We start from the raw sequence: 16,556 nt of genomic DNA on the forward strand, positions 1-16,556 counted from the left end.
GAACGGTTGGATTTACAGCATGAACCACATCACACTTAAGGTTGTCACACATGCAAGAAACGCTCCTGCCACTACATCTGAAGGGTAATGCACACCAAGGACGACCCTCGAATACCCGACAAGTGAGCTCATGATAAAGAGGATGAGCATGCTGGCAGGGAAGTGGACCATAAAGGGTATGGTGACTGAAAATATGGCAGTCGAATGACCCGACGGGAATGAATGATCTTTAAATTCATATCCATGCAAAATCGCGTCTGGCAGCTTGATATAAGGGCGTATTCTCCTGACCATCCTTTTGATCATTGCCATAAGGATATGACTGAAGGTCAGTGAAATCATGGCGACCACCACTGTTTTTTGGATTGAGGTGAAATATTGACTGAAAATGAATAGGCACAGCATGGCAGAAACCGTTGCCCGTGCCCCTCCCAGGTGAGTGACATAACCAAAAAATGATCTGAATAACTGTCTGCTTCCATTGATTCTGTAAAACAACGAGTCGTCCATCTGTCTAAACCGGGTCATCATTCTGTCCATCCAACTCTCTCCTTTCCTATTCAAGACCACTTGAGACCATTATAAAATTTGTTTGTTACGCTTCTTATAATGGAATGTAAATGTTTCTGGATAATGTTGAAAAGGATTTGTAAAAGGGGTTGAATCTATAATAAAAAGGCTCTTTTCGTATAGATTGTTGCTATTATTAGACATTAATGTGAGCATCTTCGGAAATTTGAGACTGTGGAATAATAAAATTGCCATATTAATGAATCAAGGGTAATGTACTTCATTGACGTTGATCACTACTCTTCAGAAGATGAATAAGCAGTTAAATCAGTGAATTTTCGGTTTTTACCTTCGATGGTTGATTGGAGCGGAAGATGCTCGACTCCTGCGGGAACTGATGGACAGGTGAGACCCCGCAGGACGAAGTCCGAGGAGGCTCACCGCCAGCCCCGCGGAAAGCGAGCATCTGTAGCGGAAATCAACCGCACCTCGCTTGTTTATAAGCCACAATGTTTACGAAAACAGCCAAAAAAAAGAAAACCGAACAATCGACATTCATAAAAGAATGGCGCATTGGTTCGGATTTCTTCTGGTTTGTTTACGTATTCATCAAATACACAGACATCTCTGGAGGATGTGACTGACTGCTAAATCACAGGCAGCTTACTGATCCAACGGGATTTCCAATACTTGTCCAGTTTGGATTTCATTATCCTGGATTTTATTCCACTCTTTAATTCGGTCCACTCCTTCAGGAGAATGGTAGTAATTCATAGCAATTCGGTAGAGGGTTTCCTGAGGCTTTACAGTATGATAGGCGATTTTGTATTCCGGTTCAGCCTCAGGCTCCTTTTTCTCCTCTTCCTTTGGCTTCTCTTCCTGACCAGCAGGGGCGGCAGCTGGTTTTTCGTTCTTTCCGCCTGCTGCGGAAGGAGTACCGGTACTTTTTTCTTTTTCAGCGTGGGTGTCAGGCGGCTCTTGTTTTGCTGAATCCGGTGCTTCTTCACTTTCTTCAGGTTCAGGATCATTTTGATCATAATCAACTTCCACAACGCCGCCTGCTTCATCGGCTATGTCAAACAGCGGTTCGCTTCGATTATCAAAATAAGAATATATGCTAAATACAGTCAAAGGCAGCAGAATAAAAAATATCAGCAGCATGCTGATTAATGGATGTTTCAGCTTCCATTTATTCTTTTTCTGTTTTTCTCTGTGCAATTCACTTCTTGGAGGAAGCGGTTCCCTTTTTCTTGACGGCTCTTCGACTGGAGTCCGTTCAATTTTTTTCTTTAGTTTCGCAGCTTGATCTCGATATGGGTCTTTACTCATGAGACATCCCTTCTTTACTTCCCTGTCTTCCTTTCTTACGCATATACAATCCTAGTAAGAAATCGATAACAAAGTGCATGATGATGGTTACAGCTAAATTACCCGTTTGCTTGTAAATGAAACCGATCCAAAAGCTTAACAGGACAATATTGATGATCAAAAACCAATGGGCCCAATACCTGAAATGGATGATGGCAAAAATCAAACTTGATAGGATCAATCCAAAATGAAATTGCAGAACACCCCTGAATAATATCTCTTCACTCACACTGATGAAAAAAGCCAGAAGTGCGATTTCCCCAATGCTTCTGTTCGTGAATATCCGGGCATTCACCCCTCCATCGTCGTAATAATCAGGGGGTAATGTCTTCATCAATAATAAATCGATCAAGACAATGACCAATCCACTCCCGAGACCTACGGTGAGCATGGCGGGGGATAAACGGAATTGTCCGAGAAACTCTGACCAGCTATCAAATAAAAATATACCCAATCCAAAGGCAATCGTTAATAGTACTATTTGCGTAAAATACAAATGAAACGTTAATTGCTTCTTAGAAAGTTGTTGAATGATTTCTCCTTGTTTCTTCATCGTTACCACTTATCCTAACAATAATTTTTCCAACCTTTTTTCCCACGTTGCCTCTACAGGATGAGCGATTGCCTCTGTAAACGGCTCAGTTGAGAAGTCTTCGATGGAGGCACCGCATCGATCACAGCAAAAACTGTTTTCTTTTTGTAACGTCTCATTGAAATAATGTAGAAGCCCCCTTCGTCTGCAGGACTCGGATTGAATCCACTGAATCATGAAGTATAACTTGTCCTTCTTGTATTGTAAACGGTTATTGCGGATTCGTTTGATCCCCTCTACCAATCTATGAGGTTCTGCATCCCTGCTCTGTGAAAGTTCGGATGTGTAATGTGTGAGGAATCGAAATTGCACCTCTGAAAGCTGCAGGACTTCAATCAATTCCTTCGCATGATTGTTTGGACTTTCTTTTATAAATCTTTCTATTTGAGCATCCTCAGGCAATTCACTCTCGATCAGCCCTAAAGGCAAAGAAAAGTCCTGTTCCGCATATAAAATCACGGCGATGCTTTTCTCCCCATCCCTGCCGGCTCGGCCGATTTCTTGCAAGTACGCTTCTATACTCGATGGGAAGTGATAGTGAATGACAAAACGGATGTCTTCTTTGTTCACACCCATTCCAAATGCAGAGGTGGCGCAAATCAGCTTCAGCTTACCTGATAAGAACTGCTGCTGTATCAATATCCTGTCCTCCTGCTCCATCCCCCCGTGATAGTATGCCACACCGGTTACGCCCTGTTCACCAATCCAACGTGCCACATCCTCAGCCATTCGCTTGCTCGAAAAGTAAATGATCCCAGGACCTCCCCATGTGTTGACGAGTTCAAGCAAGGCATTCATTTTTTCACTTGGTCCCCCCACCTTTTCAACGAACAATCCGATATTTCCACGATCGATCGAATAAACCATTTCAGCGGCATCGTCTATTCCCAATACACGGGAGATGTCTCTTCTCACTTCTTCCGTTGCTGTTGCAGTCAATGCCAGGGTGGTCGGATTCAAAAGCTTCTCCCTGAGTTCCCCAAGTTTTAAATAGTCCGGCCTGAAATCAGGTCCCCACTGGGAAATGCAATGGGCTTCGTCTATGACATACAAGGAAATGTCCAATGATTGTAACGCAGAAATCACCCCTGCATTCATAAGCATTTCAGGTGATATGTAAATGAACTTATAATGCTGCAACTGCTCGAGTGCAGCCCTTTTTTCCTTAAAAGGCAAAAAAGAGTTGAGTGCAATCACCCGCTTTTCTCCCATCACTTTCATCTGTTCTACTTGATCCTGCATAAGAGATAGCAATGGTGAAACGATCAGTACATGACCGTCCATCAAATATCCCGGCAACTGATAACACAGCGATTTCCCGGTTCCGGTAGGGAGCATGGCCACCGTGTCCCGATGGTTTAGGACCGACCGTATGATTTCTTCCTGACCTTCCCTGAAAGACGTGTAACCAAACCGTTTCTTAAGCTCCAGATGTAAATCCACTGCCCTCACCTGCCTTTGCAATTGCGACCCTTATCTGGAAATAAGATAATTGGGGTAGCTTATCTTTGATCGGTTTCAGCCTTCTCGTTTGCATATCATTCATTGCATGGATGACGTCATCATAATCCTGAGCTGTGATGAACGGGGAAATGCCAAAGTCTTTCTTGGTTAATGCAAGCTCAATGATATGATCTTCAATCGTATTGATTTTTAAGTTCCTGATCCTCGCAATTTCCTCAATGCTGTGGCCCCTTTTATACAAATCGTACGTCTTGCTTGTAGAAATTGTAAGATTTTGGGAATGTTCACGATTTACCCCCATTGAATATAATAAAGGGAATTTCGATGATTCCCTTGCTATTTCTGATAAAAGTCCATGTAATAAATTCAAAAAGCGGAACCGGTATTCTTCTCTATCCATCTTTAACATATCAGCGACCTGCCGTTCGGTCCATCCGAAATCATCGTATCCGGTCAACCGGAATACAAGGATGGAGGGATCGGTTGCCTGTGTTGTAAGAGAGCTATATAACTCATGATGTAATTCTGTTGTAAAGCGGTCGATATCAGGGTTAGCCTTCAATGCATGCTTTACCCATTCCTGGACCTGCCTGTTCCGCTGTACAGGAAAATACAACGTTTCCTTTTTCTTCGCATTCGAAAGCACCTGGACCAGCAGGCTCAATCTCAGCCAGAAAAGACGTGCTAGGTCGCCGTATTGCAGTCCATCCATCCTAGAGGGGAATGATTCACCATAGAAATGCTCCTTTACGAGCAAGGACCCCGCATCCAATACAGCCGCTTTTTCAGTTTCATCAAGCTTGATCAGCCTTGCACTTTCCAACTCCAGTATCTTCTGATTAAAATACGACCGTTTCAATTTGGGGAGCGAAAGGAAAAATGGCTGCAGTTTAAAAATGTGCGCGTCTTGAATCGATTGAGAGGATTTTTTTCCTTTCAAAATATGAAAAACAGCGTAAATCGATCTCTCTTCATTAATTTGTTTCAAACAATACAGAATCACATAATTAAGATAGGTCAATTTCCTGCTCCTGTCCTTGTAGGTTATTGTCAAATATTGTACCATGAATTCGCACCCAGACGATGTTTTGTTTTTCTTATTAAGGATAAAAATAAAAAGAGAGCACGTAACTATTGAAATGTCACCCAATCCTCTATAAAATAAACATTAAGTGATTTTTCACAAACTTACACTGTGTATAATGATGAATTATATAGAATTATTTACGTGGGAGGTTTTTTCTTTGCCAAAGTATACGATTGTCGACAAAGATACATGCATTGCATGTGGCGCATGCGGAGCTGCAGCTCCAGATATTTACGACTATGATGATGAAGGCATTGCGTTTGTAACATTAGATGATAACCAGGGAACGGTAGAAGTTCCTGACGTATTAGAAGATGATATGATCGATGCATTCGAAGGTTGCCCTACGGATTCCATTAAGATATCTGAAGAACCATTCGACGGAGATGCACTTAAGTTTGAATAGTAAGAGTGAGAACTGAGGGGAAAGATTCCCCTCAGTTTTTTTATGATTGTTTCAGTCTTATCACACCATTTACAACAGCCGCTTTATTTTACACCACTGTCCATATATCTTATTTCCTGGTCCAATACAGTAGAAAAACCCCTCAACATGTTGAGGGGTTCAGTATATAGTTTGATTATGCCGCTTTATTCAAGGCAGTTTGTTTAGATAACCATCCTTGAAGGCGAACGAATAATAGCGTGAATACGGTCGTGATCAGAATTCCCTTAAGGATATTAAATGGCACGATCCCGGTGATGATGATTTCTGATGGAAGTTCGAAATTCATAAAATATTTATAAGCGGGAAGGAATACGAAGTAATTCAAAATTCCCATGCTTATACTCATGACCACAGTTCCTGTAATCAGTCCGATCAACAAACCTTTTTTTGATTGAAAACGTGTGTAAACATAGTAGGTCGGCAGAATCAATAGGATTCCAGCCATGAAGTTTGCTGCATGACCGATCGGAACGCCTGTATCGCTTCCTGTCAGTACATAATCGATTACATTTTTAAATAATTCCACCAAAATCCCGGCAACGGGTCCTAATGTAATGGTTGCAATCAAAGCAGGAACATCACTGAAGTCTACCATTAAGAATTTTGGAAATGGCGGTATTGGGAAGTTGAATAACATTAACACATACGAGATGGCACTTAACATACCGATTGTAACAAACATGCGCGTATTCATTTTTTTCATCTGTCTCTCTCCCTTTGGAGATTCATCTCAAATCGAAGATGGTCAAACCAAGGTAGCATTAAAAAACTCCTAGATCAAAAGCATCTAAGAGAGTGAAAGGCATACCCTAATAAACGTTTAGCTTCCCATTTTCTAAACGTTGTGGCACAGACCTTCATCTTCTCCCATCCAGACTATACTGTCGGCTTTGGAATCGCACCAAATCCTGCCCCTAAAGGCTCGCGGGCTTAGAAACAAATCGTTTCATCACCGCCGGTAGGGAATTTCACCCTGCCCCGAAGACGAATCTTTATTTTTTTATACACCCCTATTATACATAATGATAAGGAATATGTGAAGAAAAAAAGCTCGAATTCAAAATACATCCCCTGTGACACTTTTGTTTTCAAGCACTAACGTACCTTCAGCACCTGTTTTGGATAAATGGCTGCATGTGCATCGAGGTTGTTTACAGCCACGAGTTCATTTACCTCCATCCCTAGGGACAAAGAAATAGAAAACAATGTATCACCGGACTTCACCACATATGTATTCTCTTTTGATCCCGGGATGACGAGCTTCTGACCGATGCTGATTTGCGTATCAATCAACCCATTTGCCGCTTTCAGCTTATCTACCGAACAATTGTATCTTTGTGAAATCGCCCAAAGCGTATCGCCTTTACTCACCACATGATTCCCGGCCGTCTCCATGACTGCAGCCGAGGCGGTGACATCCACTGTCTGATAAGGGTCCATTTCATTCGCAAATACCAGTTCCCCGACTTCCCCGTGGCCGAAAACCCGAAACGGATCTACCGCATAATCTTTATCAATGGTCCATTCACCCCTGTGAACTTCAAAGTGAAGATGGGCACCCGTTGACCTGCCTGTATTTCCAAGCGTGCCAAGCTGCTGGCCTTGCAACACTTCTTGACCTTCATCTGCCATCCTACTTTCCAGGTGGGCATAAACAGTTTCATAACCATTGTTGTGCCGCACAAATACAACATGACCATAAGTTTCTGAAAGATACGACTTCATGACAATTCCTTTATCTACCGCAAATACCGGGGAACCTACCTCCCCCCCGATATCGATTCCTTTATGTGTGCCAGATCTGCTTCCAAAATAATCAGTAATATAGCCATCCACCGGGAACGTCCATGAGACTGTCTCCTTCTTGACCAAATCCACCTTTGCGGTTGCAGTTCCCCGGGGCAGAAACAACCCTCCCAAAACCATTACCAGGAGGACGATACAAAAAGGTCTCTTCATCTCATCCATCATCATCTCTTTCCTCCTTACTATCAATGGGCTTATGATGTGCACCGCACCCCATCACATGCTCCTCCCTACATTCAGAAGGGTGATTATCACAATGAGATAATTTTCCTTTCAGTAGTTTGGCTAATTTTAAGATAAATATACCTGTTCTTCCCTATTTATTTAAAAAGGAGAGGTCGGGCGGAATCGCGGGGGCTGTGCTTTCCATACAAAAAAGCCCAGAAACGGATTCATTCAGTTTCTGGGCTTTAAGTATGTCAGTTGACGATCATCTTTTTATTGGGGCTGATTGGGGTTTCAACGGGTTCATTGAAAAGAAATCCGTTCCAGCTTTCCTGCCTGATATTTTCAAATCGTACTTTCTCGATGCCAAAACCTCTCAATGTAAGTAGCATCCCTTCGATCATCTCAAGGCCGGCTGTTTCACCCAATGCATCCAGGTCCAATTCATCTTGAAAGCGGATAGCGATCACGTCATCAGACTCTTCCACGCTGATTTCAACATGATGGGGAATGACGCTTTGAAACAAGTCTGAGTCGGGATCCTTCATCGCTTGAATGGAATCCTTTACACTTTCCCGCTCAATATTATCTGTCACGAGAAAGCGGTCTTTGTCATTTGGAGAATACATATAGTATGCCGAGTGGGTTTCATCTTTCAAGTCTATATCCTTCAATTCCCCCATGGTACTGAATTGGGGAACAGAACCATCCTCCGTCTGAAGCATGATCTCATTCATCCCCTTATGTTGGAAAGAATACAACAGGGAATAATAAAAGGCATATTCCATTGCGCTGCTGCCGCTGTATGGGTGGTCAGCAGCCAACCGGTACATGACCGTCTTGTCTTTCAAGCTGAATTCTCCTTTCAAGGGGAGGAAATCCTCAAGCCCCCAATCGGTTTCTGGCAACTTTCCGGCGATCTGCTCATGCCTCGTCAACCAATCACCCCCTGATTCGTGATCTATGACTGATATCGGGACAGGAACTGCATCCTTGGATACGAGACCGAATGTATAAAAGTGATTCCCTTTTAAATCTTCTTCATAAAGGGACAACCGTTCCCGCCCGGACACTTCAGGCGAGATTTCAGTGCTCTCTTCTGCATCATAGCTTTCCATTAACGACATGTTTTGCTTTGGCGCCTCTTCCTTTTCAGAAAGCTGTTCTTCTTCGACTTTTTTATTTTCTCCACTGCTGCCAGCCGAATCGGATGTACTCATTTCTGCATTTTCCATGCTTTTTTCATCCATTTGACCAATCAACGCAGGCGCCAGCAATACGAGGATGAAAAGGGCTGCAAGTGCAGCTATGGCCGGCACGAACCTCTTTGTCAAAGCAGGTCTCTTCTTACTTTGTCGTTCTAATTGTGCATATATCGTCCGTGGATCTCGTTCATCCTTTATATGAGGGAGCTTTTTGACGAGTTCTTCGATATCACGATCTTTCCATTCTGACTTTTTCAATGTCTCTTCCCTCCTTTGGGAGCCGCTCATTCATTTCAAGCCTTAACCATTTGATGGCTCTGTGCTGGGTCGTTTTCACTTTACTTTCAGACCAGCCGAGGACCTCGCTTGTTTCAATGATTGAGAGTTCTTGCAAGTATCTCATGATGATCACCATTCTATAGTCTGTCGAACAGCGCTTCAGACAGTCGTATAGCACTCTTATTTCTTCATTCGCCATGGCGATTTCTTCCGGAAGCGCTTCATCATCCCTTACAGCATGACGGCTCCAATCGAATTTATCCAACACGCGATTTTTCCATTTTTTCTGCTTTCTGAAATGATCAATGGCTACATTTTTCGCAATGGAAAAAAGCCAAGTCTTTTCGGTGCTTTTCCCTTGAAAGTTCGCATGGGACTTCAGCACCCTGATATACACTTCCTGGACAAGATCCTCCGCCAACTGCTTATTCTGCACCATATAGACCAAAAATTGATAAACATCCTGGTGATAGTCGGCATATAATTTTTCAAAAACGGAGTCCATCTGATTCCCTCCCCGTCAAATGATTAGTCGTAAGTTTATGTAAAAATGTTACACACTATCAATATAGTATTTTCAGGAAGAAAAAGAAAGAGCGAGATTGGGTATCCCCTGTCAAGCATAGGGAAGGACATGTAGAAAAACCAACAAGAGGACCCCCTTGTTGGTTTTTTCAACAGCGTTTGCACCGTTTAAAGAATGTTTCCCATGTAACAAGAAAAATCGTCAAGTTTCTGTGTAGATCCTCGATTCTTAGCTAATTAGGAAGAAAGAAAGTGAAGGTTGTCCCTTGGTTCACCTTACTTTGGACGTGAAGATGACCTTTATGGGATTCTATAATATTCTTCGCAATTGCCAGGCCGAGGCCCGTACCGGATTTCCCTCTCGTTCTCGCTTTATCCGCTTTATAAAACCTCTCGAAGACAAACGGTAAGTCGTCTTCAGGTATTCCTGATCCGGTATCTTTTACATGGAAGAGATAGCCGCCCTTACTTTCGGTCAACACCACGGTCACTTCGCCGCCTTCAGGCGTATGCCGGAGTGCGTTATCTATCAGATTGGTCAATACTTGTTCAATCCGGTCGGGATCCATTACACTTTCCTGCTTGATGTTCACATCACTCTCAAAGGAAATTGATACCTTCTTCTCCTTTGCAAGGCCAATGAACTTAGTCGTTACCCTTTCGGTGAAAGGCATGACTCTGATCACATCTTTATTCAATGTGATATGACCCGCTTCCATTCGGGCAAGATCAAGCAGGTCATTCACCAATCTGCCCATCCGTAACGATTCATCATATATGATGCGGGCGATTTCCTTCTTTTCCTCTTCGGAACCGGCGATGTCATCCACAATCGCTTCACTGTATCCCTGCAACATCGAAATCGGGGTCCGTAATTCATGGGAAACATTGGCAATAAAGTCCTTCCGGAGCTTGTCCAACCTTCTCTCCTCCGTCATATCGCGGACGACGGCAACTGCACCCCTTATCGTGTTGTTGTTGTAGAGCGGACTGACGATGACGACGTAGGATCGACCTTGGAGACTTAATTCATCGGTTTGTTCCATTTCGGTGACGACGACGCTTTGCAATAATTCTTTCACCGTCGTCGGAATCGCTCCTTCGCTGTCTTCGCTCTGCTCATAATACCACTGTTGCAGGAACCGGTCTGCCGGTGGATTCGTGATCAGGATGGTGCCGTCCCGATTAAAGGTAATGACGCCATCAGCCATACTGCTCAGGATGGAGGAAAGCTGCTCTTTTTCCTGACTTAATGCGTTGATATGAAATTTCAACTGTCTGCCCATCTGATTGAAACCGGTTGCCAGTTCACCGATTTCATCCTTCGTTAAAATCGGTACTTTTGTATCAAACTTTCCTTTTGCGACTTCAAAGGCTGCCTCTCTCATTTTACGGAGAGGGGCCGTGATCCTTGTTGAAAGGAAGAAGGCAAAAATAGTCGTCAAAATGATAGCTATCCCTGCTGCGAGCAAAATTAACTTTGTCGTCTGCCGGGTCGTATCTTTAATGACGCCCAGTGATTGATACAAATACACCGCACCGTCTTCATTGTTGATGCGGAGGGGCGTCCCGACAATCATCACATTTTCATAACGATTCGCAGTCATATCAGATGATAATTCAATTTCTTTCTTCACAGTGTTTTTTTTCTTTTTGACCGCCTGCAGACTGTTGTCTTCTGAAATATACTGATGGATTTTCTGCTGAAACTCGGAAGAATCATGGGAATATAATGATTCATTTTGATTCAGTGTAATGATGATATTGACAGGTTCATCAATGATTTCTTTCCCAAGCTCCAAGCCAAGATCCAGGTCATTATGGTTCTCAATGACCCTCGCCACCTTCTCTGCCGTATTGGTCAATTCCTTTTCAACGACGTCGACATGGTAATTCTGAAAGAACTCCAGGAGAAGAATCGTGAGGATGAATAGAACGAAGGAAACCAACAGAAGGATGGTCACCCATAGCTTTCCGACTACGCTTCTCCAAAGCCTCATTCATTCGTTACCTCGAATTTATACCCGACTCCCCAGACCGTGACGATCATTTTCGCAGCCATTTCAGATACTTTATTCAACTTTTCTCTCAGCCTTTTCACATGGGTATCCACTGTTCGGAGATCACCAAAAAATTCGTAATGCCACACTTCCTTGAGCAGATGCTCCCGGTCGAATACTTTATCAGGGGCCTTTGCAAGGAAGTAAAGGAGCTCGTATTCTTTCGGTGTCAAGTTGACGTCGATTCCATCTGCAGAAACACGATGGGCATCATTATCAATCGTTAGATGCGGATAGACAATCAAGTCCTTCGCTTTTGTATCGGCCTGAATGAAATTGGATTTCGCCGAGCGCCTTAATAAGGCTTTCACTCTCAGCACGACCTCCCGTGGAGAGAAAGGCTTCACGATGTAGTCATCTGTCCCTACTTCGAATCCCTGTACCCTGTTCACTTCTTCACCTTTTGCAGTAAGCATGATGACAGGTGTCGCCTTGCTTTCACGAAGATATTTACACACTTCGATACCGTCCATTCCAGGCATCATGATATCAAGCAGGATGCAATCGTAATCATGTTCAAGTGCCATTTCCAACGCTTGCTCTCCATTTTCGGCTTCATCAATTTCATAATTTTCTCTTTCAAGATACATCTTCAGCAATCTGCGGATGCGATCTTCATCATCTACTACTAAAATACGAATGTTTTCCTCCATGGGAAGGTCCCCCTTTTGTCTAATTAATCCATTCTATCCTATATATTATATGAAAAAAGAAGCTGACTCAAAGAGAATATCATTCTCCAAGTGCCAGCTCCCCCATTCTTTTAAGAATGTTTAAGCGTATGAATGCAATCCTGCAATGATGAGATTGACTGCCACCAGATTGAATAATATGATGGCTACACCAATGACAGCCAACCATGCGGATTTCTCACCGTGCCAACCTTTTGAAAGGCGAAGGTGCAAGAACGCCGCATAAAACAAGAACGTGATCAATGCCCAAACCTCTTTTGGATCCCAGCCCCAGAAGCGGGTCCAGGCAATCTGTGCCCAAATCATGGCAAAGATCAGTCCGCCAAGGGTGAACACCGGAAAGCCGATCAACACAGAGCGGTAGCCGATCTCGTCCATCAGATCCAGATTCACATTTTTCACCAGCGGCTGGATTTTCGCAGCGATGCGCTTTCTGAAAAGCAAGCGAAGAATGAGGTAAATGCCGGTACCTACCATGAGCGACCACAGCACGGTATTCAACTTCTTCGCATTGATCAGAGCAGGCATTTCAACAAGAGGCTCCATTACACCTTCTGTCAATAACTGCCCTTCATTCGGACCGACGATCGCCGGAAGCGTATACTCAGAGACAGCCTCTTCCCCTTGCTGATTCACATATTGAAAGTTTGCTTCGTAACCCGAAAGTGTATAAGCAGTTGAAGCAACGACGAACCCCAATACAACAATCATCGAATACATAACTGTCTCAAGCCAGAAGGATTGTTTGCTTCCTTTTGTATGCTGAACGGATTTCAGTAAGTAAATCAATCCTGCAACAAAGCTGATGGAAAGAATCGCTTCCCCGGCAGATACAGTCGTGACATGGATTTTCAGCCAGTCACTTTGCAGCGCCGGGATCAGCGGGCTGATATCTTTAGGAAACATGCTCGCATAGGCAATCACCAGCAGGGCAAATGGGAGTGCAATGACCCCAAGGATGGTGGTTTTGTACATAAAATAAAGAATAATGAATGCACCTACAAGCATCATTCCAAAAAACGTTGTAAATTCAAATAAATTACTTACCGGAGCGTGCCCCGAAGCTCCCCATCTGAGAAAGAAATACCCCAGTTGAGAGGCAAAACCGATTAGTGTTAGACAAATTCCGATTAATCCCCATTTTCGCTGATTTGTTTCCGTTGTATTCTTCTGGCGGATGCTCCCCCCAAAGAATAGCGTTGCAATCAGATACATGATAAAGGAAACATATAGTAAGTTACTGCTCCACTCTGCCATTGTTGTCGACATCTTCATTCCTCCTCACTTCGTCCTTTTGTTGTTGATCTTCTGGCTCGTTTATTCCTGTACCTTCCAGGATCATGTTTATTTCTCTTTTAACTACAAACGCCGTTTTTGATATTCTTCTGATATGGCCGGCTACAGATGACCGCCGTCCATATGATCGTCTGATCCATCAACTAACTGATATTTTGATCCCTCCTACAAAACTGATTTCACCTTCAGGCTTTTCAGGTGAGAACAATTTGAACAGAAACGCTGGATTATTCGGAAGGGGAGATTTCGTTTGCGGTTCTCCCTGTTCATTAAAACCTGAAAAATCCGGGTAATATCCCATCAACTCTGCTTTATACCCGTCTTCAAATACATACTCATCCTGCGGGTCGAATAAATCAACTGTAAACTCCCCGAAGGTTTCACCTGACTCTTTTTGATCGAACGTGAAAGACATCGATTTGAATTCATCTAATTTATAACTTGTTTGATAGACTGCAAAATTTCCGAACTTAAGCGGATGATTCACTTTAATCGAGTCTTCCTGCTCTATCGTCCGTTCTGCTTTCTGGCCCGGAATGCGATCCCCCGACTCTTTATACAAAATGACGTCAGATTGGAAGTTCTTCGCGATTGTCCCGTTTTTATCGATTGCTTCACCAAATACTTCTTTATCCTTGTCTTTATCGTAGGTTTCAAGGATGAAGCCTTTATTCTCCAGATAATATTCCTGATCAGTTCCAGGGACTGCCCTTGTTTCACCTTCTCGGATCCACACGGTTTCATCAATATACATCCCCGGGACAAAACGAAGCATCCCTCCGAAAAGGAAGATGATCAGCCCAATATGATTCACGTACGGACCCCATCGGGAAAATCGATTCTTTTCTGCAAGGATGTTGCCGTCTTCTTCTCTCACATGATATTTCTTCAGTCCGAATGATTCTTTTAATTTCCCCATGGTATCATCGTTTATGACGATGTCTGTTCTTCCATAAATCCGCTGACGTTCAAGGAAACCGATATGCCTTGCCACCCGCTGATTTTTCAGCGACCGGTAAAGTGGTACAAACCTGTCAAGACTGGCGATGACAAGGGATATGCCGATCGATGCGATCAGAAGCAGGTACCACCATGAACTGTAAAGATCATGAAATCCCAGAGCATAGTATATTTCCCCGAAAAATCCGTACACATCTCCATAATACTCGTCAGCCGGCTGTCCATTTGGTATGTATTGTTCCTGAGGCAGTATCGTTCCGGCTGCCGAAGCGATCAAGGTAAGGAGAATCAGCCACACACCAACCTTTACAGAAGAAAAGAAATTCCAAATTTTATCGATGATGGATTTGTTATATGTCTGAGAGCGCCTTGCACTGCCTTCATAACGCATGTCATGAAGTTTCTCGCTCATCGCTTCGTCGGTTAATGCCCGTCCACACGCTTCACAGAGTACGGTTCCATTCGGGTTCACATGGCCGCATACACATTTGATCTCTTTCATGTTAAAACTCCTTCTATCAAGTTAAACTGCCGGGTTATGGCTTGATGCTCTCTAAGTCTTCAATGATATCCGCTTCTGACATGGTGCCGGTTATGATCTTTTCAATCTCGCCTTCCGGATTGATGAGAAACGTGGTTGGCAACGGATCTATTCCGTATGCATTTTGAACTTCCTCTTCTTTATCTACTAAAATAGGGAACTCGAGGCCATGTTTCGATACGAAACGGTTAATCAGGAAATCGGATTCACCGACATTCACAGCCAGAATCTGTACACCTTGATCTTTATATTTCGCATATTGATTGTTCATATAAGGCATTTCTCTTTCACATGGCTTGCACCATGTTCCCCAGAAATTCAAGAAGACGCCTTGTCCTTTATAATCCGATAAACGGTGTGTTTCTCCATCCATATCTTCGAGGACAAAATCCGGCGCTTTGTCACCCGCCTTCAGCATCCCTCTTTCATCCTTCGTGAAGTTCGCATACAGCGTATATGCCACAGCGGAGATCAGCACGATGAGGATGGTAGTCCGGATGAGTAATCTGCGTTTTTTCTTATTCATGTACGAGAGCCTCCCATTGTGAAATCGTTCTCAAGATTGCAGAAATTTTTTCTCTCTTTACAGTAGCAAAGGGCCTGACGTCATAGAATGTCCTATGAAATCAGTCCCTGCCCCGTCTAATGTGTCATATCTTCATACTAAGCAGGGAAACGCCCTTACTTTTACAGGGTAAAATTCCTTTCCCATTATATCATTTATCACTTTAAAGTCAGCGTAAATTATATGAATGATATGTGACACTTTCTATGATTCGTTTAATGGATGCTTCCTGTTTCAGCCAATGTCCTTAATTGCTTCACTTCGTGTGGCGTCAGTTCTCTTCCTTCACCGGCATTCAGTCCATGCAGGGTGAGGAATGCATACCTTTCACGTTTCAGCTTTTGAACCGGATATCCAAGCGCCTCGAACATCCGGCGAACTTGACGGTTTCTGCCTTCATGGATCGTGATTTCCACGATGGATTTCCCTTGTTTCTTATCAATGCTCAAAACTTTCACTTTAGCTGGAGCAGTCATACCGTCTTCAAGCTTGACCCCTTTTTCAAGTTCACGGATTTTAAACTTTGGCGGGATGCCTTTTAATCTCGCTACATAGGTCTTTTCGATTTCGTTGCTCGGGTGCATGAGTGAGTTGGCGAAATCACCGTCGTTTGTCAGCAGCAGTATGCCTGAAGTCTCATAATCAAGCCTTCCGACCGGATAGATTCGCTCTTCTATTTCAGGGAAGAAATCGGTTACGACTTGACGGTCTTTATCATCTGTTACAGCTGATATGACCCCTCTCGGTTTATAAAGCATGTAATATACTTTATTTTCTCTTTCAATTTGAACCCCGGCAACTTCCACGCGATCTGATTGAGACACCTTCGTCCCGAGTTCTTTCACTACTTTTCCATTGACCTTGACCTTGCCTTCTATTATGAATTGCTCTGCTTTACGACGGGATGCCACTCCACTGTGAGCAATAACCTTTTGTAATCGTTCCACGGTCTTTCACCTCTTTTAATTTTCAATACATTTGTCTTCATGAATT

General features: G+C 43.3%; 16 protein-coding genes and 1 riboswitch. Of the genes, 1 reads left to right on the forward strand and 15 read right to left on the reverse strand.

The window, feature by feature from the left end; all coding sequences use genetic code 11:
• Positions 1-12: 12 nt before the first annotated feature.
• The 5 genes from KH172YL63_RS13650 to KH172YL63_RS13670 form a co-directional block, all read right to left on the reverse strand.
• Positions 13-540 (reverse strand): phosphatase PAP2 family protein, encoded by a 528-nt coding sequence (locus tag KH172YL63_RS13650; RefSeq protein WP_173106620.1) that lies wholly within the window; start codon positions 538-540, stop codon positions 13-15.
• A gap of 633 nt (positions 541-1,173) precedes the next feature.
• Positions 1,174-1,839 (reverse strand): LysM peptidoglycan-binding domain-containing protein, encoded by a 666-nt coding sequence (locus KH172YL63_RS13655; RefSeq protein ID WP_173106621.1) that lies wholly within the window; start codon positions 1,837-1,839, stop codon positions 1,174-1,176.
• Complete coding sequence (locus KH172YL63_RS13660; RefSeq protein ID WP_173106622.1) at positions 1,832-2,431, reverse strand: CPBP family intramembrane glutamic endopeptidase; 600 nt, start codon at positions 2,429-2,431, stop codon at positions 1,832-1,834. The genes KH172YL63_RS13655 and KH172YL63_RS13660 overlap by 8 nt, the downstream gene beginning before the upstream one ends.
• A gap of 9 nt (positions 2,432-2,440) precedes the next feature.
• Complete coding sequence (locus tag KH172YL63_RS13665) at positions 2,441-3,913, reverse strand: RecQ family ATP-dependent DNA helicase (protein ID WP_173106623.1); 1,473 nt, start codon at positions 3,911-3,913, stop codon at positions 2,441-2,443.
• Positions 3,891-4,955: a YpbB family protein gene (locus tag KH172YL63_RS13670; protein ID WP_173106624.1), complete on the reverse strand. Its 1,065-nt coding sequence runs from the start codon at positions 4,953-4,955 to the stop codon at positions 3,891-3,893. The genes KH172YL63_RS13665 and KH172YL63_RS13670 overlap by 23 nt, the downstream gene beginning before the upstream one ends.
• A gap of 223 nt (positions 4,956-5,178) precedes the next feature.
• Between KH172YL63_RS13670 and KH172YL63_RS13675 the strand changes: the two genes are divergently transcribed.
• A complete protein-coding gene (locus KH172YL63_RS13675; protein ID WP_173106625.1) occupies positions 5,179-5,427 on the forward strand; it encodes a ferredoxin in 249 nt (82 codons plus the stop codon).
• Positions 5,428-5,602: 175 nt separating this feature from the next.
• On the opposite strand, the gene KH172YL63_RS13680 is transcribed toward KH172YL63_RS13675, so the two are convergent.
• From KH172YL63_RS13680 to KH172YL63_RS13725, 10 genes are all read right to left on the reverse strand, one after another.
• Entirely contained in the window at positions 5,603-6,172 is a 570-nt protein-coding gene (locus tag KH172YL63_RS13680) for an ECF transporter S component (RefSeq protein ID WP_173106626.1), read from the reverse strand.
• 152 nt (positions 6,173-6,324) lie between these two features.
• Positions 6,325-6,459, reverse strand: a riboswitch (FMN riboswitch).
• A gap of 105 nt (positions 6,460-6,564) precedes the next feature.
• Positions 6,565-7,443 carry a LysM peptidoglycan-binding domain-containing protein gene (locus KH172YL63_RS13685; protein ID WP_173106627.1) on the reverse strand — a complete coding sequence of 293 codons (879 nt, stop codon included), beginning with the start codon at positions 7,441-7,443 and terminating at the stop codon, positions 6,565-6,567.
• A gap of 251 nt (positions 7,444-7,694) precedes the next feature.
• Entirely contained in the window at positions 7,695-8,903 is a 1,209-nt protein-coding gene (locus KH172YL63_RS13690) for a hypothetical protein (protein WP_173106628.1), read from the reverse strand.
• Positions 8,875-9,429 (reverse strand): RNA polymerase sigma factor SigX, encoded by a 555-nt coding sequence (gene sigX, locus KH172YL63_RS13695; RefSeq protein WP_173106629.1) that lies wholly within the window; start codon positions 9,427-9,429, stop codon positions 8,875-8,877. The genes KH172YL63_RS13690 and sigX overlap by 29 nt, the downstream gene beginning before the upstream one ends.
• A 253-nt stretch (positions 9,430-9,682) precedes the next feature.
• Positions 9,683-11,449, reverse strand: coding sequence for an ATP-binding protein (locus KH172YL63_RS13700; RefSeq protein WP_173106630.1), 1,767 nt, complete (start codon positions 11,447-11,449; stop codon positions 9,683-9,685).
• Positions 11,446-12,162 (reverse strand): response regulator transcription factor, encoded by a 717-nt coding sequence (locus KH172YL63_RS13705; RefSeq protein WP_173106631.1) that lies wholly within the window; start codon positions 12,160-12,162, stop codon positions 11,446-11,448. Before KH172YL63_RS13705 ends, KH172YL63_RS13700 begins: the two co-directional genes overlap by 4 nt.
• Before the next feature lie 120 nt (positions 12,163-12,282).
• Positions 12,283-13,458: a c-type cytochrome biogenesis protein CcsB gene (gene ccsB, locus KH172YL63_RS13710; RefSeq protein ID WP_173108180.1), complete on the reverse strand. Its 1,176-nt coding sequence runs from the start codon at positions 13,456-13,458 to the stop codon at positions 12,283-12,285.
• Positions 13,459-13,636: 178 nt separating this feature from the next.
• A complete protein-coding gene (gene resB / locus KH172YL63_RS13715) occupies positions 13,637-14,959 on the reverse strand; it encodes a cytochrome c biogenesis protein ResB (RefSeq protein WP_173106632.1) in 1,323 nt (440 codons plus the stop codon).
• Between the two features lie 34 nt (positions 14,960-14,993).
• Positions 14,994-15,524 carry a thiol-disulfide oxidoreductase ResA gene (gene resA / locus KH172YL63_RS13720; protein ID WP_173106633.1) on the reverse strand — a complete coding sequence of 177 codons (531 nt, stop codon included), beginning with the start codon at positions 15,522-15,524 and terminating at the stop codon, positions 14,994-14,996.
• Positions 15,525-15,778: 254 nt separating this feature from the next.
• On the reverse strand, positions 15,779-16,510 hold the full coding sequence (locus tag KH172YL63_RS13725; protein WP_173106634.1) for a pseudouridine synthase: 732 nt from the start codon (positions 16,508-16,510) through the stop codon (positions 15,779-15,781).
• Positions 16,511-16,556 lie beyond the last annotated feature (46 nt).

Source organism: Bacillus sp. KH172YL63 (assembly GCF_011398925.1).
Lineage (GTDB): Bacteria > Bacillota > Bacilli > Bacillales > Bacillaceae_B > Rossellomorea.